18 protein-coding genes are annotated in these 20,290 nt (G+C 73.4%); 6 read left to right on the top strand and 12 right to left on the bottom strand.

Annotated elements, in window-relative coordinates; all coding sequences use genetic code 11:
• The first annotated feature begins 31 nt into the window (after positions 1-31).
• The 3 genes from sigJ to IEZ10_RS25165 all read left to right on the top strand — a co-directional run bounded on the left by sigJ (position 32) and on the right by IEZ10_RS25165 (position 1,999).
• Positions 32-976: an RNA polymerase sigma factor SigJ gene (sigJ, locus tag IEZ10_RS25175; protein ID WP_189248974.1), complete on the top strand. Its 945-nt coding sequence runs from the start codon at positions 32-34 to the stop codon at positions 974-976.
• A gap of 93 nt (positions 977-1,069) precedes the next feature.
• The gene (locus tag IEZ10_RS25170) at positions 1,070-1,222 is read left to right on the top strand and encodes a hypothetical protein (RefSeq protein WP_189249052.1); all 153 of its coding nucleotides are present in this window, start codon (positions 1,070-1,072) and stop codon (positions 1,220-1,222) included.
• A gap of 132 nt (positions 1,223-1,354) precedes the next feature.
• Complete coding sequence (locus IEZ10_RS25165; protein ID WP_229811634.1) at positions 1,355-1,999, top strand: formylglycine-generating enzyme family protein; 645 nt, start codon at positions 1,355-1,357, stop codon at positions 1,997-1,999.
• Between the two features lie 63 nt (positions 2,000-2,062).
• On the opposite strand, the gene IEZ10_RS25160 is transcribed toward IEZ10_RS25165, so the two are convergent.
• Entirely contained in the window at positions 2,063-2,737 is a 675-nt protein-coding gene (locus IEZ10_RS25160) for an ABC transporter ATP-binding protein (protein ID WP_189248972.1), read from the bottom strand.
• Positions 2,734-3,825: an FtsX-like permease family protein gene (locus IEZ10_RS25155; protein ID WP_189248971.1), complete on the bottom strand. Its 1,092-nt coding sequence runs from the start codon at positions 3,823-3,825 to the stop codon at positions 2,734-2,736. Before IEZ10_RS25155 ends, IEZ10_RS25160 begins: the two co-directional genes overlap by 4 nt.
• Before the next feature lie 239 nt (positions 3,826-4,064).
• Here IEZ10_RS25155 and IEZ10_RS25150 point away from each other — a divergent pair, with 239 nt between their 5' ends.
• Together IEZ10_RS25150 and IEZ10_RS25145 are read left to right on the top strand one after the other, a co-directional pair.
• Complete coding sequence (locus IEZ10_RS25150; protein ID WP_229811624.1) at positions 4,065-5,279, top strand: sensor histidine kinase; 1,215 nt, start codon at positions 4,065-4,067, stop codon at positions 5,277-5,279.
• Positions 5,276-5,908 carry a response regulator transcription factor gene (locus IEZ10_RS25145; protein WP_308426300.1) on the top strand — a complete coding sequence of 211 codons (633 nt, stop codon included), beginning with the start codon at positions 5,276-5,278 and terminating at the stop codon, positions 5,906-5,908. Before IEZ10_RS25150 ends, IEZ10_RS25145 begins: the two co-directional genes overlap by 4 nt.
• A gap of 88 nt (positions 5,909-5,996) precedes the next feature.
• On the opposite strand, the gene IEZ10_RS25140 is transcribed toward IEZ10_RS25145, so the two are convergent.
• The 5 genes from IEZ10_RS25140 to IEZ10_RS25120 form a co-directional block, all read right to left on the bottom strand.
• Complete coding sequence (locus IEZ10_RS25140; protein ID WP_189248969.1) at positions 5,997-6,845, bottom strand: aminoglycoside phosphotransferase/kinase family protein; 849 nt, start codon at positions 6,843-6,845, stop codon at positions 5,997-5,999.
• Positions 6,846-6,997: 152 nt separating this feature from the next.
• A complete protein-coding gene (locus IEZ10_RS25135) occupies positions 6,998-8,062 on the bottom strand; it encodes a TIGR04500 family putative peptide maturation system protein (RefSeq protein WP_189248968.1) in 1,065 nt (354 codons plus the stop codon).
• 3 nt (positions 8,063-8,065) lie between these two features.
• Positions 8,066-9,052, bottom strand: a complete 987-nt coding sequence (locus IEZ10_RS25130) for an MvdC/MvdD family ATP grasp protein (RefSeq protein ID WP_189248967.1) — start codon at positions 9,050-9,052, stop codon at positions 8,066-8,068.
• Between the two features lie 157 nt (positions 9,053-9,209).
• Positions 9,210-9,362: a hypothetical protein gene (locus IEZ10_RS25125; RefSeq protein ID WP_189248966.1), complete on the bottom strand. Its 153-nt coding sequence runs from the start codon at positions 9,360-9,362 to the stop codon at positions 9,210-9,212.
• A 401-nt stretch (positions 9,363-9,763) separates the two neighbouring features.
• Positions 9,764-10,276, bottom strand: coding sequence for an RICIN domain-containing protein (locus tag IEZ10_RS25120; protein WP_189248965.1), 513 nt, complete (start codon positions 10,274-10,276; stop codon positions 9,764-9,766).
• Positions 10,277-10,631: 355 nt separating this feature from the next.
• Between IEZ10_RS25120 and argG the strand changes: the two genes are divergently transcribed.
• The gene (gene argG, locus IEZ10_RS25115; protein ID WP_189248964.1) at positions 10,632-12,080 is read left to right on the top strand and encodes an argininosuccinate synthase; all 1,449 of its coding nucleotides are present in this window, start codon (positions 10,632-10,634) and stop codon (positions 12,078-12,080) included.
• Between the two features lie 180 nt (positions 12,081-12,260).
• Here the strand turns inward: argG and IEZ10_RS25110 are convergent, their stop codons facing one another.
• The 5 genes from IEZ10_RS25110 to IEZ10_RS25090 are packed head-to-tail and all read right to left on the bottom strand — an operon-like array spanning position 12,261 to position 20,225.
• Positions 12,261-13,244, bottom strand: coding sequence for a DUF2804 domain-containing protein (locus tag IEZ10_RS25110; RefSeq protein ID WP_189248963.1), 984 nt, complete (start codon positions 13,242-13,244; stop codon positions 12,261-12,263).
• Complete coding sequence (locus tag IEZ10_RS25105) at positions 13,241-14,926, bottom strand: glycoside hydrolase family 2 protein (protein WP_189248962.1); 1,686 nt, start codon at positions 14,924-14,926, stop codon at positions 13,241-13,243. The genes IEZ10_RS25110 and IEZ10_RS25105 overlap by 4 nt, the downstream gene beginning before the upstream one ends.
• Positions 14,916-16,973 carry an alpha-galactosidase gene (locus IEZ10_RS25100; protein ID WP_229811623.1) on the bottom strand — a complete coding sequence of 686 codons (2,058 nt, stop codon included), beginning with the start codon at positions 16,971-16,973 and terminating at the stop codon, positions 14,916-14,918. The genes IEZ10_RS25105 and IEZ10_RS25100 overlap by 11 nt, the downstream gene beginning before the upstream one ends.
• The gene (locus IEZ10_RS25095) at positions 16,970-18,790 is read right to left on the bottom strand and encodes a glycoside hydrolase family 13 protein (RefSeq protein ID WP_189248960.1); all 1,821 of its coding nucleotides are present in this window, start codon (positions 18,788-18,790) and stop codon (positions 16,970-16,972) included. The genes IEZ10_RS25100 and IEZ10_RS25095 overlap by 4 nt, the downstream gene beginning before the upstream one ends.
• On the bottom strand, positions 18,780-20,225 hold the full coding sequence (locus IEZ10_RS25090; RefSeq protein WP_189248959.1) for an MFS transporter: 1,446 nt from the start codon (positions 20,223-20,225) through the stop codon (positions 18,780-18,782). Before IEZ10_RS25090 ends, IEZ10_RS25095 begins: the two co-directional genes overlap by 11 nt.
• Positions 20,226-20,290 lie beyond the last annotated feature (65 nt).

Raw genomic sequence — 20,290 nt, 5'->3', positions numbered from 1 at the left:
ACGGCCCGCAGGGGCGATCTAGGATCGGGTCATGCCCCTGACCGTGAGTGACCTCGACCGGTTCGAGGCGTCCAGGCCGCGCCTGGAGGCCATCGCCTACCGCCTCCTCGGCTCCGCCGGAGAGGCCGAGGACGCCGTGCAGGAGACGTTCCTGCGCTGGCAGGCCGTCGACGTCGAGCGCGTCGAGGTGCCGGAGGCCTGGCTGACGAAGGTCCTCACCAACCTGTGCCTCAACCAGCTCACCTCCGCGCGGGCACGCCGCGAGACGTACGTGGGCCAGTGGCTTCCCGAGCCGCTGCTCGCCGGGGACCCGATGCTCGGCCCGGCCGAGACAGCGGAGCAGCGCGAATCGGTCTCCTACGCGGTCCTCACCCTGATGGAGCGCCTCTCCCCCGGCGAGCGCGCGGTGTACGTGCTGCGGGAGGCCTTCGACTACCCGCACCGGGAGATCGCCGAGATCCTCGGCATCACCGAGGCCGCCAGCCAGCAGACCTTCCACCGCGCCAAAAAGCACGTCGCGGACGGCAGAGCCCGCACCGAGATCGACGAGGCCGCCGCCCGGCGGATCGTCGAGGAGTTCCTGACGGCCGCCGCCGGCGGCCGGACCGAGCCGCTCGTGCGTCTGCTCGCCGGGGACGCCGTCGCGATCGGCGACGGCGGTGGCAAGATCCCGGCCCGCGCCAGGGCGTTCGAGGGCGCCGTCGCGGTCGCGAAGTTCCTGCGGGGTCTGTTCAAACCCAGTGGGGCCAAGCGCGCCCTGGCCGGCGGCTCGCCCGGGGTCCACATCTGGACCGCCAACGGCGAGCCCGCCATCGTGGCCGTCGTGGACGGCCGGGTCGTCGGCGTCACGTGCCTGGAGATCACCGCCGAGGGCATCGTCGCGGTCCGCAACCAGATCAACCCCGACAAGCTCGAACGCGCGACCGCGCGCTGGGCGGCCGCCGACCACGGGGAGCCCCTGTTCACCATCTTCTGAGCGCGATGTGAGGTGCTTCACCCCGACTTCCTGTCAGGAAACGGCGGGCCGCCCGGTTCAGGGGGCGAAGCCGTACACGACAGGAGCAGGGAAATGCGGCACCGCATCCTCGCCCTCGGAGCCGGATGCACCGGAGCCGTCGCCGCCTGGGGCGTCGCCAACCCGATGCTCGGGCTGCCGGCCCGGCGCCGCCGCGTCACGCGGGAGCGGGCCGCGGCGGGCGAGGCCGTCAAGGCGCCGGCGTAGACCGGTGGCGGGACGGGCGCCCTGTCCTCCTCGCCTCCTTCGCCGATCCGGCCCGACGCCGCGGGCGGACCGGCAAGGAGGCGGAACGCCCGATGAAATAATCCGATCATGGAAGCAGGAACGCCGACCACGATGGTCACCGTCCCCGCCGGGCGGGTGACGCTGTCGGACCGGCGGACGCGGCGCAGCTGGCCGGTCGAGCTCGCGCCGTACCGGCTCGCGGCCGTCCCGGTCACCCGGGCGCTGTACGAGGAGGTCACCGGCGAACGTCCGGGCACCGCGCGGGGCGGCCGGCTGCCCGTCGAGGGCGTCTCGTGGCAGGACGCGGTCCGGTTCTGCAACACCCTGTCCCGGCGCGCGGGACTCACTCCCCCGTACCGCCTCCGTCCCGGCGGGGAGGGCGTCGAGTGGGACGCCTCCGCCGACGGGTACCGGCTCCCGACCGAGGCCGAGTGGGAGCACGCGTGCCGGGCCGGCACGACCGGTGCGCGCTACGGACCGCTCGACGAGATCGCCTGGCACCGCGGCAACTCGGATGAGCGGATCCACGACGCGGGCGGCAGACGGCCCAACGCCTGGGGTCTGTACGACATGCTGGGCAACGTCTGGGAGTGGTGCTGGGACGTCTACGACCCCGAGGTCTACGGCGCCTACCGGGTGCTGCGCGGCGGCGGGTGGTTCGACGAGCACTGGAGCTGCCGGGCCTCGGTACGGCGCCGCAGCCACCCGTCCCTCAGGATCGACGACGTCGGGTTCCGCCTCGCGCGTACGGCGTGACCGCCGCTCCCCCGAAGGCCGCCGCTCCCCCGAAGGCCGCCGCTCCCCCGAAGGCCGGCGCGGTCACCGGCCGCCGGTGAGCCTGCCGTCGGTCATGGTCAGGACGGTGTCGACCAGCGGCAGGGCCGAGGCGTCGTGGGTGACCATCACGGTCGCCAGGCCGTTGTCCCTGGTGAGCTCGGCCAGCAGGGTGACGATCCGCTCGCCGCGCTGGTGGTCGAGGGCGCTGGTGGGCTCGTCCACCAGCAGGACGCCGGGGGCGTTCATCAGGGCGCGGGCGATGTTGACCCGCTGGCGCTCGCCGCCGGACAGCTGGTGGGGCCGCCTGCCCTCCTTGCCGGCCAGGCCGACGGCGTGCAGGAGTTCGCGGGCCCGCGGGGCCGCGGCGGCGGGCCTGGTGCCCGTGAGGTGGGCCATGACCAGGAGCTGGTCGAGCGCGGTCAGCGAGGGCAGCAGGTTGGGCTGCTGGAAGACGATCCCGATGTGATCACGGCGGATCCGGGTCCTGGCGGCCTGGCCGGCGTCGGTGACGTCCGTCCCGGCCACCGACACGGTGCCGGAGGCGGGGCGGATGAGCGTGGCGGCGACGGCCAGCAGGCTGGACTTCCCCGAACCGGACGGGCCGACGACCGCGGTGAACTCGCCGGGCGCGACCGCCAGGTCGACGTGGTCCAGGGCGGTGAGGACGCGGTCGCCGTCGGGGTAGGTCAGGACGACGTCGGTGAGCTTGAGGGTCATCGGGAGGCTCCCAGAGCGGTCAGCGGATCGACGGAAGTGATCTTTCGGATGGCCAGGGCCGCGCCGGCGGCGCCGAGGACGACCATCACGGCCACGGGGACGACCGTGGTGGTGGCGGACAGCACGAAGGGCACGGTGCCCTCGGCCAGCGCGCCGAGGGCGGCGCCGAGCAGGCCGCCGAGACCGGCGCCGAGCAGCAGCACGATGACGGCCTGGGCGAGCGCGTCGCGCAGCAGGTAGCCGGTGCCGGCGCCCAGCGCCTTGAGGACGGCGACGTCGCCGCGCCGCTGGATGGTCCACACGGTGAAGAAGGCGCCGATGACCAGGGCGGAGATGGCGAACAGCAGGCCGCGCATCAGCTGCAGCGAGCCGTTCTCCGAGGTGTAGGAGCCGATCGCGGCCGACGCGTCGGCCAGCGGGACGGTGACGGTGCCGAGCCGGGCGTCGGCCGCGGCGAGATCGGCCCGGCCGCCGGTGCGCAGGGCCAGGACGGTCGCCGCGGTGCCGGGGCCGGTCTGGCCCCGCAAAGCGGCGGCCCAGTCCTCGATGGCGATCCAGGCGACCGGGGCGTGGCTGTAGGAGGCCGGACCGGTGGTGCCGGCGACGGTGAGGTCGCGGCCGAGCAGCCGCACCGTTTTCCCCACGTTCCCCACGTCCCCCACATCCCCCGCCGCCGGGCCTCCATTGCCTGCCAGGGCCTCCGACAGCACCACGGTGCCGGGGCGCAGCGACCGCGGGGCGAGGCTCCCTCCGGGCTGGACGGCGAAGACGGCCGCGGCGGCGCCGCGGTCGCCGCGGGTCAGACGGGCCATGGACACGCCCAGGCGTTCGGCCCGGACGCCGTCGAGGTCCCGCCAGGCGCGCCAGGCGCTCTCGCTGATCCGGCTGTCGGCGAAGGAGGGATCGCCGCCGGCGGCGAAGACGACGTGGTCGGCCGGCAGGTCCTCGATCGCGGAGACGTTCTCGCGGGCCAGGCCGGCGGTCAGTCCGGACAGCATGGTCACCAGCAGCGTGATGAGCACGACGACGGTCCCCATGAGGGCGAACCGCCCCTTGGCGAAACGCAGGTCTCTGAGCGCCACGAACACGGCGCATCCCCCCGGTCGGTTGTCGGATGGTCCGGGTCTCTCCCGGCGCCCGGAGTCCGGCTCCGGGCTCTTCCCGACGTCCGGAGGCCGGATGCCGGGGCTTCCCCCAGCGTCCGGGATCCGGCCCGCGCGGCGCGTCGTGCCCGCGGCCCGCACGGGGTCGCCCGTACGGTGACCCGGGATACACCTTTCGGACGACGCGACGGATAGAATTTTTCGCCTACTCTGAGCGAGAAATGATGAACCATCCGTTTCCGCCGGCGTTGCGGCTGCTGCGGTGGACCGTCCACGGCACCTTCGCGGCCCTGCTGGCCGTCGCGCTGATCAATCTGCTCCGCCACGGCCACGGGCCCCTGGCCGCGGCCGGCGTGCCGCTGGGCGTGCTGTACGCGGCGGGGATCGTCATCGAGGGACGGCTGCCGCGCTTCGGCGGCCGCGCGCACCTGCTGCTGGGCCGGATCTGGCTCGTGGCGATCACCCTCGGCTGGGCTGGGCTGGCGCTGGCGGCACCGCAGTACGTCTGGCTGGCCTTCCCTCTGTTCTTCGCCTACCTGCATCTGCTGCCGCCGCCGGTCGCCCTGCCCGGAGTGGCCGTGCTGACCGCCGCCGCCATCGCCGCGACCGGCTGGCACACCGGGGGGCTGACCGGTGCCCAGGTGATCGGCCCGGTCGTCGGCGCGGTCGTCGCCACGCTGATGGGCCTGGTCTACAAGGCCCTGCACGCCGAGAGCGAGCAGCGACGCAGGCTGATCGACGACCTGGTGCGCACCCGGGACAGGCTGGTCGAGGCCGAACGCGAAGGCGCCCGCCTGGCCGAGCGGGAACGCCTGGCCCGGGAGATCCACGACACCCTGGCCCAGGGGATGTCCAGCATCATCCTGCTGCTGCGCGCCGCCCGCGGCGACCTGGCCCGCGACCCGGAGCTGGCCGGGGCGCGCATCGACGAGGCCGAGCGCGCCGCCCAGGACAACCTGGAGGAGGCGCGCAACTTCGTGCGCGCCCTGGCGCCGCCCGCCCTGCAGCACTCCTCGCTCACCGCGGCGCTGCGCCGTATCAGCGACGCGGCGGTGGCCGGCACCGGCACCGAGGTGCGCTTCGAGGTGTCGGGCACCCCGCTCCCGCTGCCCGCCGACTACGACCAGGTGCTGCTGCGCATCGCCCAGGGCGCCCTCGGCAACGTCAGCCGGCACGCCGCCGCCCGGCACGCCGCGGTCACCCTCACCTACCTCGACGACACGGTCGTGCTCGACGTCGTCGACGACGGCCGCGGCTTCGCCCCCGGCCGGCCCGCCCACCCCCGCGAGGACGACACCGGCCGCGGAACCGGCTTCGGCCTGCGCGCGATGCGCGACCGCGTCACCACACTGGGCGGCGCCCTGACCGTGGAATCCGTCCCCGGCGAGGGAACCGCGATCGTGGCGGCCCTGCCGCTGCCGGCCGGGGGCGCGTCATGACGGCGGTGATCCGGATCCTGCTGGTGGACGACCACCCGGTGGTCCGCTCCGGGCTGCGCGCCATGCTGGCCGGACAGGACGACTTCGAGCTGGCCGGCCAGGCCGCCACCGGGGAGGAGGCCGTCGAGATGGCCCGCCGTCTGTCCCCGGACGTGGTGCTGATGGACCTGCGGCTCGGGCCCGGCATGCACGGCAGCGAGGCCACCCGCCGCATCGTCGCCACCGGCGGCCCGCGCGTGCTGGTGCTGACCACCTTCGACACCGACGCCGACATCCTGGCCGCCGTCGACGCCGGCGCGACCGGCTACCTCCTCAAGGACGCGCCCCAGCACGAACTGCACGCGGCGATCCGCTCGGCCGCCGCCGGCGGCAGCGCCCTGGCCCCCAGCGTCGCCTCCCGGCTGCTGGGCCGGATGCGCGCCCCCGACACCACCCTGAGCCCCCGCGAGCTGGAGGTGCTCACCCAGGTCGCCGGCGGCCTGTCCAACCGGGAGATCAGCAGGCGGCTGTTCCTCAGCGAGACCACGGTCAAGACGCACCTGGTGCGCATCTACGCCAAGCTCGGCGTCGACTCGCGCACCGCCGCGGTGGCCGCCGCCACCAGGCGCGGCCTCATCCGCCCCGCCTGACCTCGGCCCGCCTGTTCCCGGCCCGCGGGAGCCCGGCCCGTCGCCCGCGCCGCTCCGGCTCCTCGCATCCGGCCGAGGTCCGGAGGGGTCAGGGTGCGGTCAGTACCGCTTCGAGGGCCGCGCCGTTGCGTTCCAGCCAGGCTTCGCGGCGTTTGATCCGGTCGCCGACGCCTTCGTCCCACATCCTCGCCCAGCCGCCGCCCCGCTCCTCGGCGAGCTGCCTCATCGAGAACCACGACCGCCGCGCGCGCAGCACGGCCACCTCGACGAGGCGGGAGCGGTCGGTCCCCGACATCCCGTAGGCGTCGGCGAGGATCCGGCAGCGGCGCGGCACGTCCAGCCCGCGCAGCGGCGGGTCGGCGTCGGCGGGGTCGCCCAGCGGTGCCCAGTGCAGCATCGCGTTCAGCGGCTCCTCCACCCGGGCGACCGGTTTGGCCAGGTCGAAGTCGATCAGCGCGGCCGCCCGGCCGTCCCGGAAGACGATGTTGTCCGGCGTGTAGTCCATGTGTCCGACCAGCTCGGCCGGGTAGTGCGGCGCGGGCGGCATCCCCGGTCTCTCCGAGGCACCGGCGCCCGGGCGCACTCCTTCGGGGACGGTGAAGCCCGCGACGGCCTCGTCGTAGTCGCGTACCAGGCGTCCGACGGAGGCCAGTCGATCCTCGTCGGCGACCCACTCCGGCCGGGGCCGTCCGGCGACCTCGCCGGGGACGAAGGTCAGCACCTCGCGCCCGGCCGCGTCGACGCCGAGGAACCGCGGGGCGCCCGCGAACCCGACCTCCTCCAGGTGGCGCAGCAGCGCATGGACGAGCGGGGCGTTGGGGCCGACCGGGCGGCGCACCGTGTCGCCGACGCGTACGACCCCCTCGGTGACGTCCCCGCCGAGGAGCGGGATCTCGGGCTGCGGCTCGGCCGGTTCGGCGTACGTGACGGGATGCATGGGGGTCATTGTCCCCCGCGGCCCCCGGGGGAAGACCCGCTTCGGTGGTCCTCCGGGGGAACGCCTGTTTCCGGAGGCTCCCGGGGAAAGGCCGCTTCCGGGCCCCGGGGGGGCCCGCTTCCGGATCCGGGGGAGGCCCGCTTCGCCGTCGTTCAGCCGCGCAGGGCGGCGGTGAGCTCGTCGGTGCGGGCCCGGCTGCCCCAGAACCACTCCACGTGGGCGTGCCGTCGCCGCTCGGCCAGCCAGTCGTCGAAGATCCGCCCCGCCACGAGCCCCCGGGTCACCTCGTCGAGCACCGCCGGCTCCACGGCCAGCACGTACGCCACGCACAGCCCGCCGTCCGGCAGCGGCGCGGGCCCCAGCACCCGGCCGGCCTCCGCGTCCGCCGCCGCGGCTCCGAAGAGCGCGACCAGGTCGCCCCGGCCGTTGGCCTCCATCCGGCAGGTGGCCGCACCCGCCAGCACCTCGTCGGTCGCCAGCGCCACCGGGCCGGCCGGCCGTACGGCGCGCAGCCGGGCGGCGGCAGCGGCGGCGCGATCGGGGTCGGCGTAGCGCAGCCGCAGCACCCGCAGCCGGTCGAACTCCGCGCGGTGGGCGGCGAAGAAGTCCTCCACCCGCCCTTCGGCCACCTCACGGCGCAGGGCGGCCACCGCCGCCTCGGCCGCCACGATCTCCTCCAGGCGGGCGTGGCTCAGGCCGCGCTCGGCCATCCACCGCCGCGTCGCCTCGGCGGTCAGCAGCCCCCGCGCCCGGCGGAAGGCGTCCATGGCCTCCTGGAGCCGGTCGGCGGCCGGGTCCGCGCGCCGGACGGCCAGGGCCTCCTCCACCAGCGCGGCGTCCACCAGCCGCCGGGCCAGGCGGGCGTCCTCCCACAGCACGTCGAGCACGGAGACGGCCCGCTCCATCGTCGTCTCCACGCCGTTGACGCGCAGCAGGAGCTGCTCGCCGGAGCGCTGGCTGCCCCGCAGCGGCCACGGGATCGCCCGGTCGGGTGCGAACGACAGCGAGACGCACCCCCCGATCTCCGGGAACAGCAGGTCATAGTGGTACTCGCCGGTGACGGCCTCGCGTTGCCACAGCAGCCGCGCCCGCGTCCGCGGGTGGCGGTCGCGCAGCCGCGCCAGCCGTTCCTCGGCGGCCTCCGGCTCCAGGCCGTCCAGCCCGCGCAACCATTCCAGGGCGTCGTCGAGCAGGCCGGGGGACGTGATCGGGGACACGGGTCAGGCTCCTTCCAGCAGCAGGTCGCAGACGGCCTCGCTGATCGGCAGGCCGGTCAGCTCCTCGGCCCACAACCACTGGCCGTTGGGGTTGACCTCCAGGAACACGTACCGGCCGTCCGGGGTCAGGATCAGGTCGAACGCCCCGAAGGCGAGCCCGAGGCGCTCGGTCATCGCCAGGCACCGCCCGGCGACCTCGCCGGGGAGGCGGTGCACGCCGTACGGGGTCGCCTCGAAGTCGTAGCGGCGCCAGTCCACCGCCGAGCGGTTGCTCTCCTGGGAGTGGATCTCGGCCGCGAACACCCGCCGGCCGACGACGGTGACCCGCAGCTCCAGCCGTTTGGGCACGTACTGCTGGGCGATGACCGGGCAGAACCGCAGCGCCCCTGCGTAGGCCAGGTCGCGGGCCGGGACGATCTCGCAGTGGCGGGTGACCGTGTGGCCCGCGGCGAGGTTCTCCACCCACGGCTTGCCCATGGGCTTGGTGACGATGCGGCCGTCATGGCGGTTGGCGAAGTCCCAGAGGGCGTCGGCCCGGGTCGCGATCAGCGTCTCGGGGATCTCGAACCCCAGCTCGGCCGCCAGGGCGAGCTGGGACGGCTTGCCGGCCGCGCGGCGGAGCACCGACTCGCGGGCGGGCACCTGCCTGCACGGCAGGTGCTCCCACAGGTCGGTGACCAGGTGTTCGCTCTCCCCCGCGGTGTAGGCGGCCACCGCCGGGTCGGTGAGGCCGGGATGCGCCGCGTGGGGGGACGGGCGCCGCCACCACAGCGCGGTCAGGCCGTCCAGGTCCAGCGTTCCGGAGGCGGTGTGCAGCAGCCGCCGGGTCAGGCCGCGGGCGGTGTAGGCGAGTTCGAAGTGCGCCGAGGTGAGGTGGTCGCGGTTGTCGAAGACGGTGGTGCGGGCGCCGCGTCCGGCCAGCAGGCCGCGGACGCGGTCGGCGTGCGGGTCGTGGGCGCCGGTGAGGACGAGGACATGCGGGGCTGACACGGGTCTCCTTGCGCGGCGGGAAGGCCTTCGCGCGGGCGGGGTGACGGGGAGACGGGGCTCGTACGGGCTCGGGGCCCTCCGGGTGCGGTGCGGGCGGCGGGGACCGCCGGCCGTGGCCGCCGCCCGGGTGGGCGGGCGGCGGCCACGGCCGGTTTCCTCAGTCGGTGCCGCAGTAGCCGGGCGGGTCGGCGTACCAGCCCGTGGTGATCTCGACCTTCTGGCCGCCGCTGATGCCGCTCAGCGCGCTCTCGTCCAGTTCGGTGCCGGCCGGGGTGATGTCCCCCAGCTCGGTGCGCGGTGCTCCGTTCATGGAACGTTCCTCCTTGTCGCAGTGGAAGGCGATGTGCTGATCAGATGCTGCGCACGACGCCTTGCAGACGGGTTGGGAACGGCTGCAGAGGCCCCGGCAGCACCTCTGACCTGCGGATGTCCGGGCCGGGCCGGGGCGTCGTCCCGCGCCGGGACTTCCTCGCCCCCGCATCCGCGACCGGCTTCAATACGGGCCATGGGTGTGTCGGCCCGGAGGGTCGTTGACACGGGTGATGGGCGGCCGTCCGCCGGGGGCGGCGCGGCGGCTCCCGCAAGGCCCGTCCGCCCCCGGCCGGCGGCCACCGGCGTCGCCCTGTCCGCGCGATGCCCGGCCGCCTCGTACGCTCAGGGACGATGATGGGCGAGACGGCACGCCCGTCCGGGGGCCGCACGGCGGGTGGGTCAGCGCTTGCGGATCTTCCAGACCTGCTCAGGGGCGTTGCCCCGGTAGCAGCGCCACTGAATGGCGATGGCCCCCTTGGTCGTGCTGCCCTCTCCGATCGCCAGGCATCGGCCGGAGGCCAGATTCCTGATCCGCGACGCCTTGATTTTCCAGACCTGCTCGGGCGCCTTACCCGAGTAACACGGCCACTGAATGGCCCGCTTGCCTTCCTGAGTGGTCCCGCGGGCGATCGCCATGCATTGTCCGGAGACCGCGTTCCGGAAATTAACGCCGCCTTCGGAATCCTTGACGACGTACCATCGCTGGCTCTTGGAACCGTTGCAGGGCCATTGAATGACCGGGGCCCCGTCCTTCTTCATCTCGGTTCCGGCCACGGTGAGGCACTGGCCGGACGCGCCGTTGACGAGGTTGACCCCCTTCACGGACGCGGCGTGCGCGGGAGCGGGCAGCAGAATGGCCGCCGCGCCGGCAGTCAGCGCTAACGCGCGAAAACGAGACACGTCATCCTCCATCTTCCTGATCAAGAATGAGCGGTCAGTGTAATGCGGCGGCTCACTACGCGGCCACCGTCGAAACCGTTCGCCGCTCACCACGAGTCGGTCCCGTGGTGATGGAGGTTCGGGTGCGGGACCACGGGTTCTCACCGGTTCGGCAAGACGAGATACGACGGCGGTGGCGTGCGGGTGATCCGGCCGGCTCGATGGGGCGCGTGCCGGGTGCAGGGAGCCTCACACACAGCGGAAGGCGCCCCGCGGCGCTCTGCGGCGCCCCGCGGCGCCGTCTCCTGCCCCGGCCGGCGCGGGGCACCGGTACGCGCCGGCCCGTCGGCTTGCATAGTCATGCAGTCCTATGTATATACTTCTACTCGTGTCCAAGGTGCTCACTTCTCTGCCTGTCGGTGAACGGGTCGGTATCGCCTTCTCCGGCGGCCTCGATACTTCTGTTGCGGTCGCGTGGATGCGCGAGAAGGGTGCGGTGCCATGCACCTATACCGCTGAGATCGGCCAGTACGACGAACCCGACATCGCCTCGGTGCCCGGGCGTGCCACCGCGTACGGCGCGGAGATCGCCCGGCTGGTCGACTGCCGGGCCGCCCTCGTGGAGGAAGGGCTCGCGGCCCTGGCCTGCGGGGCGTTCCACATCCGCTCCGGCGGCCGCGTCTACTTCAACACCACCCCGCTCGGGCGGGCCGTCACCGGCACCCTGCTGGTGCGCGCGATGCTCGAGGACGGCGTGCAGATCTGGGGCGACGGCTCCACCTTCAAGGGCAACGACATCGAGCGGTTCTACCGCTACGGCCTGCTTGCCAACCCTGCCCTGCGCATCTACAAGCCGTGGCTGGACGCCGACTTCGTCACCGAACTCGGCGGCCGCAAGGAGATGTCGGAGTGGCTGCTCGCCCACGACCTCCCCTACCGGGACAGCACCGAGAAGGCGTACTCCACCGACGCCAACATCTGGGGCGCGACCCACGAGGCCAAGGCGCTGGAGCACCTCGACGCGGGCATCGAGATCGTCGAGCCGATCATGGGCGTCCGGTTCTGGGACCTGTCCGTTGAGATCCCCACCGAGGACGTCACGATCGGCTTCGAGCAGGGCCGCCCGGTCACGATCAACGGCAAGGAGTTCGCCTCCCCCGTCGACCTGGTCCTGGAGGCCAACGCCATCGGCGGCCGGCACGGCATGGGCATGTCCGACCAGATCGAGAACCGGGTCATCGAGGCCAAGAGCCGGGGCGTCTACGAGGCGCCGGGGATGGCGCTGCTGTTCGCCGCCTACGAGCGACTGGTCAACGCGATCCACAACGAGGACACCCTCGCCAGCTACCACAACGAGGGCCGGCGGCTGGGCAGGCTGCTGTACGAGGGCCGCTGGCTGGACCCGCAGGCGCTGATGCTGCGCGAGTCGCTGCAGCGCTGGGTCGGCACGGCGATCACCGGCGAGGTGACCCTGCGGCTGCGCCGCGGCGACGATTACTCCATCCTGGACACCTCCGGGCCGGCGTTCAGCTACCACCCGGACAAGCTGTCGATGGAGCGGACCGAGGACTCCGCCTTCGGCCCGGTCGACCGCATCGGCCAGCTGACCATGCGCAACCTCGACATCGCCGACTCCCGCGCCAAGCTGGAGCAGTACGCCCGGCTCGGCATGGTCGGCAGCGGTCACCCGCAGCTGATCGGCGCCGCGCAGGCGGCCTCGACCGGGCTGATCGGCGCGATGTCCGAGGGCGGCGCCGAGGCGATCGCCTCCCGCGGCGAGGCCCCCGCCGACGAGGTGCTGCTCGACCAGGCCGCGATGGAGTCCGGCACCGACTGACCGGCCACGGCGCGGGGCGGCCTCTCCGGACACCGGGGAGGTCGCCCCCGCCGAACCGCCGCGCCCGGGGGCGTGGATCGTGACCGGCCCGGGCCCCCGCTTCCGGGCCGGCCGGTATGACGCCGGGCTCCGGACGCGGCCACGGACCACCAGCGGGTACGGATCACCGGCGGGTACGGACTACCAGCGGTTGCGGGCCTCCTCGGCCCAGCCGGTGAGGCCGTCGAGGTCCACCCAGGTGCCGTCGTCGGCCCGCGCCCGCCCCGAGAAGTGGCCGAAGCACTGGTGGGTCTCGCTGCCCACCAGGCCCAGCTCGGTGCGGGCCACCTTCTCGTGGAAGGGGTGGAACTCCACCTCCACCTGCGGGCCGGTGATCCGCCAGGGCCGCAGCCAGTCGGCCCGATCGTACGACCATTCCAGCTCGTCGCCGATCTTGTGCAGGCGGCCGTCGACGAACAGGGCGTTCTCCGTCGAACCGGTGCCGTCGGTCCACTTGCCGCCGAGCTGGATCGCCCGGCCGGGCCCGCTGCCGGCCGCCCAGTTCCACGTGACCGAGTACGGCCACTTGCCCCGGCCGTGGTCGAGCACGGCGAACGAGTCCGTCTCCTCGAAGGCGAACTCGTCCGACCCCAGCCGCAGCCGGCCGCGCGCCGGGCGGCCGACGTCCTTGACCGTGTACTGGAACCGGCCGCGCCCCCATGGCACCACCACGCCGAGCGACTCGTGGCCCTCCGGCAGCGGGACCTCCAGGTCGAGCTCGATGCCGGACGAGACGGCCCGGATCACGGTGCCGGAGACGCCCTCCTCGATGTCGATCGCCAGACCACCGCCCCGTACGGATGCCGTCCCGGCGCCGCTGCGGTCGGGGAAGACGGCGCCGCGGGCCAGCGGCACCACGACGTCCTTGGCGGTCTCGACCCGGGTGTCCCGGTCGAGCACGTACACCCCGTTCACCGCCGCGTAGTCCAGCGACGACGCGACCAGGCCGATGATGTGGCGCGGGGTGACGACGCCCCAGTACTCCCAGCGCTTGCGCCGCCCCCAGCCTCGCAGGTTGCCCCGGTGCAGCGGCCTCCGGGTCCAGCCGACCGCTTCGGCGTTGAGCCGCCCGTCGGCCAGGCACAGGTCGACGGGCGCGGTGATCTCTCGCTCATGGGTGGTCATGGGAGCCTGAGCCTTTTCGTGATCGAACGTACGAGGTCATCGGGGAGCTTGAGCACCGCCCGGTCGTAGGTGAGCAGGCCGTTGATCTCGTCCTCCACATCCGACAGCTGCGTGTAGACGGTCGCGCTCAGCCCGCGCGCGATGGCCGGGATGATCTGCTCCTCGTGCAGCCGGACGAACGCCTCGCCGAGCGCGTCCACCGTACGGTACCGGCGGTAGCCGAACTCCTTCTCGCCCCAGGTGTGTCCCACGGCCGGCAGGCTGTACCCGCCGTACTCGGACAGCACGAGCACCCGTCCGTCGGGCCGGGGCGGGCGGAACCGGCGGAAGTAGACGTGCAGGCTTCGCAGGTCGCCCGCGCCCTGGTCGTGCCAGCCGCTGGCGTGGTCGACCGTACGGGTCGGGTCGAGCCGGGCGAGCTCGGCGGCGATCCGCGCGGCGTCGAACTGGCCCCAGCCCTCGTTGAACGGCACCCACACCGCCAGGCTCACCACGTTGCGCAGGTGCTCGACCGTGGCGCGCATGTCGGTCTCGAAGGCCGTACGGCCCGCCGCGTCGGCCCGGCCGAACCGGTGGTGCCGGCGGTCGTCCAGCCGTACGAACGGGAGGACCGCGGGTGCGGTGATGACCCATGGACGGTACGGCTCACCGCCGTTGACCATGTCCTGCCAGACGAGCATGCCGAGCCGGTCGCAGTGGTGGTACCAGCGCAGCGGCTCGATCTTGATGTGCTTGCGCAGCATGGTGAAGCCGAGCCGCTTCATCGTGGCGATGTCGCGGATCATCGCCTCGTCGCTGGGCGGGGTGTAGAGACCGTCCGGCCAGTAGCCCTGGTCGAGCACGCCCGCGTGGAAGTACGGCCGGCCGTTCAGCAGCAGCCGGGGGACGCCGTCGGCGTCGGGTCCGACCGAGAAGGAGCGCATGCCGAAGTAGCCGCGCACCCGGTCCGTGCCGAGCGACACGGTGACGTCGTACAGGAAGGGGTCCTCGGGGCTCCAGGCGCGCACCTCGGGCAGGGGGACGCGGACCGGCCGCCCGGCCGGCGCCGTGACCCGCGCGACCGTCTCGCCTCCGGCCGAGATCTCGACGTGCGCCTCCCCGCCGGCCGCGTGGACCGTCACCTCCACGCAGGAGTCGTCGAGCAGCGGGGTCAGCGTGAGCCGTTCGACGTGGACCTCGGGCACGCACTCGGCCCAGACCGTCTGCCAGATGCCCGACTGCGCCGTGTACCAGATGCCGCCGCGCCGCAGACGCTGTTTGCCCCGCGGCCCGTTCCCGGTGTCGTCCTGGACGGCCACGACGAGGGTGTTCCCGGACGGGCGCAGCGCGTCGGTGACGTCGAACGAGAACGGCAGGTAGCCGCCGGTGTGACCGCCGGCCTCGACGTCGTTGACCCACACCCGGCAGGTCTGGTCGACCGCGCCGAAGTGCAGGATCACCCGGCCGCCGGCGAAGTCGGCCGGCAGGTCGAACGAGCGCCGGTACCAGAGGGTCTGCCCGGGGAGCAGCTGCCGGTTCACCCCGGACAGCGGCGCCTCCGGCGAGTACGGCACGACGATCTCGCCGTCGTACGTCTCGGGGGGATCGTCGCTGATCGCGTACCGCCAGCGGCCGTTGAGGTTGAGGTGGCTGTCCCGGACCAGCTGGGGCCGCGGGTACTCCGGAAGCGGGTCATCCGACACGCGTGAACCTCTTCAGTTCGCTGACTCCCTCGAACGGCCACGGCCGGGGCAGCCCGTGGCTCATCAGCAGGGCGCCGTGACGGATCTCCCCGGTGTCCTCGTCGCGGTAGCGGCCGTCCGGGTCCAGGCCCTTGAGCCGTAGGGGGGCCGTCGCGCGGACCAGCGTCGTCGGCCGCCAGGAGAGCACCACCACGTCCGCGTCGAGGGTGTACTGCACGGCCCAGTCGGCGAGGCGGTCCAGCCGGCCGCCGTGAACGACCGGGCGGATCTCCTTGTACCGCGCGACCAGGTGTCTCGCCTCCTCCAGGTCTTCCGGGCTCCACCGTCGCAGGTCGCCGCCGATGCCGAGCGCGCCCGCCATCGCGACGTGGAAGCGGAAGGCGAGCGGCGTCCGCCCGCCGGTGATCGCGTTCGGGCTGTCGGTCACCCAGGCGCCCATCGTGCAGGCCGGATACATCTGGCCGTAGCCGTGCTGGATCGCGATCCGCTGGGCGGCGTCGGTGTTGTCGGAAGTCCAGATCTGGTCGGTGCGGGCGATCATGCCGAGGTCCGCGCGGCCCCCGCCGCTCGCGCAGCCCTCGATCATCAGGTGCGGGTGGGCCGCGCGCAGCCGGTCGATCACGGCGTACACGTTCCGGATGTAGGGCACCCACACCTCGTCACCGGCCTCGGTGACCGGCCGGTTCATGTCCCACTTCAGGAACGCGACGTCGTCGCCGGTCACCAGCTCGTCGAGCCGGTCGTACGCCCAGTCGGCGACGTCGTCCCGGGAGAAGTCGAGCAGGAGCTGGTTGCGCACCTCGGTCGAGTGCCGGTTCGGCTGGCGCAGCACCCACTCGGGGCGCGTGCGGTAGAGCTCGCTGTCCGGGTTGACCGACTCCGGCTCCACCCACAGGCCGAACTGCATGCCGAGCCGCTTCACGTGCTCGACCAGCGGGGTGAGGCCGTCGGGGAAGCGTTCGGGGTTCGGCCACCAGTCGCCCAGGCCCGCCGTCTCACCCGTACGGCCGCCGAACCAGCCGTCGTCCATCACGAACAGCTCGACCCCGATGCCGGCGGCCAGCTCGGCCAGCTCCATCTGCTGCGCCTGGGAGATGTCGAACTGGGTCGCCTCCCACGAGTTGAAGACCACCGGCCGCACCCGGCGGGGTGCGGGCAGCACGTGGCGGCGGACGTGGTCGTGCCAGCGGTGACTGATCCCGCCGAACCCCTGGGCCGAATAGACGCCGGTGAACGCGGGCGTCTCCAGGGCTTCGCCCGGTCCGAGCCGCCAGGTCACGCCCTCGTGCCCGAACCCGCCGCTCCAGCCCGCGCGGCCGTCGTGGTCGCGTTCGACCGTGATGCGCCAGCTTCCGCTCCAGGCCAGCGCCGCGCTCCACACCTCGCCGTGGTCCTCGGTCGCGTCGCCCGCGTCGAGCATCACCCACGGGTTGGCGTGGTGGCCGCTGTGCCCGCGCCTGCTGGTCAGCACGGTCTCGGCCGTCGCCAGCGCCGTACGCCGGACCTGGAACTCCGCGCCCCATCCGCCGGTGACGTGGGTGAGCCGGTAGTCCTCGCGCTGCGGGACCGTCCAGGCCGCCGAGTCGCAGCGCGGGATCGTGATCGGCTCGTCCCCGGTGTTGCGCAGGGTCGTCCAGCGGTCGATCGCGTCGCTGCCGGACCTGACCCGGTAGTGCAGGTCGATCTCCAGCGGGTAGTGCCGGTCGGCCATCCTGATCACCAGGTGGGCGGCCGCACCTTCCCCGTCCCCGTCACCGCCGCCGGCGGTGCCGGTGTCGGTGTCGGTGTCGGTGTCGTGGCCGAGGTGCCGCCACTCGACGCCGCGTACGGCGTCGCCGTACCTGACCTGCAGGCCCGCCACGCCGAACCGCTCGCCGCCCTCGCCCGGCAGTTCCTCGCGTCCGGCGGGCAGCGCGCGGGCCTGGCCGGGCGTGAGCCGCGGTCCCCAGTGCGCGCAGCGCGGCGCGCCGTCCGGCCCGAGTCGCACGACGTACGCGCTGGACGGGGTGGTGAGCAGCCACGACCCGGGTTCCTCATAGGTGATCAAGACAGCCACACTCCGGTGTCGGGCGGCAGCAGGTCGCCGTCGAGCGGCCCGCTGGCGAGCAGCACGTCGTGGTGCCGGGTGAGCGGCACCGGTACGGGGCCGAAGTTCACCATCAGCGTGAACCCCGGGTCGCGGGCGAAGGCCAGCACGCCCGGAGGCGTGCCCAGCCAGGTCAGGTCGCCGTCGCCGAGCGCGGGGTGGTCACGCCGGATGGCGAGCGCGGCCCGGTAGAGGTTCAGCGTCGAACCGGGATCGGCCCGCTGCGCGGCCACGGTCAACCCCGCCCAGTCCTCCGGCTGCGGCAGCCACGTGCCCAGGGTGCCCAGGGTGCCCAGGGCGCCCGGGGAGCCTTCGGAGCCCGGGATGCCCACGGTGCCGAAGCCGTACGGCGCCGCCGTGCCGGACCAGGGCAGCGGCACGCGGCAGCCGTCCCTGCCCATGAACGTGCGCGACGTGCGCTCGAACATCGGGTCCCGCCGGGCCTCGTCCGGGATGGCGAGATGTTCCGGCAGGCCCAGCTCGTCCCCCTGGTAGATGTACGCCCCGCCGGGCAGGGCGAGCAGCAGCAGCGCGGCCGCGCGGGCCCGCCTGGTGCCCAGCGCGACGTCCACGTCCATCCGGCCCAGCAGCACCTCGGGGGTCGGCGCGCGGACCAGGTCCTGGTCGACGCCGAACCTGGTCACCATGCGCGGCACGTCGTGGTTGCCCAGCACCCACGGGATCGACCCGCCCGTCTCACGGGCCAGCCGGTGCGACTCGTCGATGACCGTGCGGAACTCCTCGGCCGACCACGGGGTCGGCATCAACCGGAAGTTGAACAGCTGGGCCAGCCCGTCTCCCGCCAGGTACGGCCTGGCCTGGTCGGCGTCGAACCACATCTCCGCCACGGTGCCCCGGTCGCCCGGATAGGAGTCGAGGATCTTCCGCCAGGAGCGGTAGAGCTCCAGCAGCTCCGGCTGGTGCTCGTAGGGCACGGCCGTCTGGCCCGGCGTGAGCGGGCCGCTCTGGCTGCCGGGGACGACGTCGGGCAGGCCGTCCTGCTTGAACAGCATGTTGGCCACGTCGATCCGGAACCCGGCCACGCCCCGGTCCAGCCAGAACCTCAGCACCCCCTCGAACATGGCGACCACGTCGGGGTGCCGCCAGTTCCAGTCGGGCTGGGCGGAGTCGAACAGGTGCAGGTACCACTGCCCGTCGGCCACCCGGGTCCAGGCCGGGCCGCCGAACACCGACTGCCAGTTGTTGGGCTCGTCGCGGAAGACGAACCGCTCACGCTCCGGACTGCCGGGACCGGCGGCCAGCGCCGCGCGGAACCACGGATGCTCGGCCGAGCAGTGGTTGGGGACGATGTCGACGATCACCTTGATGTCCTTCGCCGCGGCCCCCGCCACGAGCGCGTCGAAATCGGCCAGCGTGCCGTACCGGGGATCGACGTCGCAGTGGTCGGCCACGTCGTAGCCGCCGTCGGCCAGCGGCGAGGGATAGAACGGGCTCAGCCAGATCGCGTTCACCCCCAGGTCGGCCAGGTGGTCGAGCCGGGACAGCACTCCGGGCAGGTCCCCTTCGCCGTCGCCGTTCGCGTCGGCGAAGCTGCGCGGATAGACCTGGTAGACGACCGCGTCCCGCCACCACGCCCCCCGATCGTACGGGCGGGCGTCTCCGGCAGGCCTCCCGACGGCCGGATCGCTCTGGAACCGGCCCTTCGGGGACGGGAGTTCGGGAGATGGCGTTCCAGCGGTCGGGCTTTCGGCGAGCGGTCCCGCGGCGGACCGGTTCTCGGCCGGCGCTCCTTCAGCGGACCGGTTCTCAGCGGACACCGCGGATCCTCCAGATCAGACAGGCTCCGAGCGTGGCGAACCCGGCCGCCACGCCGTACATGAGCGGATAACCGCCGGCCGAGGTGACCAGCGGTGCGGCGATCACCGGGCCGAGCGTGTTGGACGCCGAGTTGGCCAGGCTCACGATGCCGAGGTCCTTGGCCCGGTCGGCGTCGGCGGGCAACAGCTGGGTGACCATCGCCTGGTCGACGGCGGTGAACATGCCGTAGCCCGCTCCGAGGAGCACGGACGCCGCGATGGCGGCGGGCCAGCTGGTCAGAAACGTCAGCACCAGCCCGGAGGCCGCCATCGTGAGGCCGCCGGCGCAGACGGCGGGCCTGCGGCTGCCGTACCGGTCGGACAGCCAGCCCGCCAGCAGGGTCGGCACGACGCTGCTCAACGTGAACACCGCCACGAGTGCCACGACGCCCTGCTCGACGGTCGAACCGGGGAAGAGCCGCTCGTAGTGGACCGCGTCCCGCAGGTAGTACTGCAGATAGCCGATCGCCATCGCGAGCGTGAGGGTGATCATGAGCCGGCTCACCCAGGCCCAGGCGAAGTCGGGATGCCTGCGCGGGCTCACCCACAGGCCGCGCAGGAAGGCCCGCAGGTCGAACGGCGCGGCCGTGCCGACCGCGGGCCCGGCGGCCGCGACGGCGGGCCCGGTGGTCACGGCGGCGGTTCCGGCTGCGGCTCCGGCTGCGGCTCCGGCTGCGGCTCCGGCTGCGGCTCCGGCTGCGGCTCCGGCTGCGGCTCCGGCTGCGGCGACGGCGGTTTCGGCGATGGCTCCGGCTGCGGCGGCGGAGACCTCCGCAGGCCCTTCCGCGGGTTCTTCCGCGGGTTCGCGGGTGAACAGGCCGAAGGGCAGCACGAGCAGCAGGACCAGGACCGCCATCGAGAGGAACGCGGCCTTCACCCCGGTCAGCAGGACGGTCGCCACCACCCCGCCCAGCAGCGGGCCGGCCAGCTGGCCCACGCCCGCCAGCGCCGACACCTTGCCGCGCTGACGGATCGGCACCTGGTCGGGCACGGTGGCGATGGCGGCGGCCAGGGCGGCGGTGAACGCCAGCTGGGCGACCGCCCAGCCGACGACCAGCCCGGCCAGCGACTCCTGCCAGGCGAGGAACGCCAGGGACGCGGCGCAGACCAGCGCGCCTCCCACGATCCACGGACGGCGCCGGCCGAACCGGGACCGGGTCCGATCGGACATGGCGCCGAAGAGCGGGTTCGCGATGATCGTGCAGACGGCGCCGACCGCGAACACGATCGCCAGCGACGCCTCCTTGTGCGCCGGATCGATGCGCGCCACATGGGAGGGCAGCAGGATCTGGTTGCCGACGGTCATCGCCATGATGACGCCCATCTGGGCGAGTGCCAGCAGTGTCATCCAGCCGGCGGAGACCCGTTTCACGGGCGTGGTGCGCACCTCGTGCATGTGTTTCCTTCGAGGCGAAACATGAGTGGGTGACACGTTAGAACATGACAGGGCGTTATGTTAAG

The sequence above is a fragment of the Streptosporangium pseudovulgare genome, assembly GCF_014648055.1.
GTDB lineage: Bacteria > Actinomycetota > Actinomycetes > Streptosporangiales > Streptosporangiaceae > Streptosporangium > Streptosporangium pseudovulgare.
This window is presented reverse-complemented; position numbering and strand designations above follow the sequence as displayed.